At 46.0% G+C, this 265-nt stretch carries 1 protein-coding gene; it reads left to right on the top strand.

The features are described from left to right. Positions 1-30: 30 nt before the first annotated feature. Positions 31-265: transposase (locus AAEY62_RS22910; RefSeq protein WP_350636727.1), on the top strand; the 235-nt coding region annotated here is incomplete at its 3' end.

The following is a 265-nucleotide window of genomic DNA, read 5'->3' as shown; positions in this document are numbered from 1 at the left end:
GCTTATAATCCATTAACAGGAGAATAAGCAATGACTACTCAATCTGACATCAAGAAACTGGCCGAGCAAATGGCTGGTAGCATGAACAGCTTCGATGACATCAAAGACTTTCAAAAGCAGCTCATGCAATCCTTTATCGATACTGCCTTGGAAGCTGAGATGGAAGAGCATCTCGGCTACCCTAAACATGAGAAGGCAGACAAGCCCAATAAGCGCAACGGCCACACTAAAAAGACCGTCCGCAGTGACACAGGCGATCTTGAGA

Source organism: Pseudoalteromonas sp. GW168-MNA-CIBAN-0100 (genome assembly GCF_040309225.1).
Classification (GTDB): Bacteria; Pseudomonadota; Gammaproteobacteria; order Enterobacterales; family Alteromonadaceae; genus Pseudoalteromonas; species Pseudoalteromonas arctica.
Note: the sequence above shows the minus strand (reverse complement) of the source record. Positions and strands in the feature narration are given on the sequence as shown.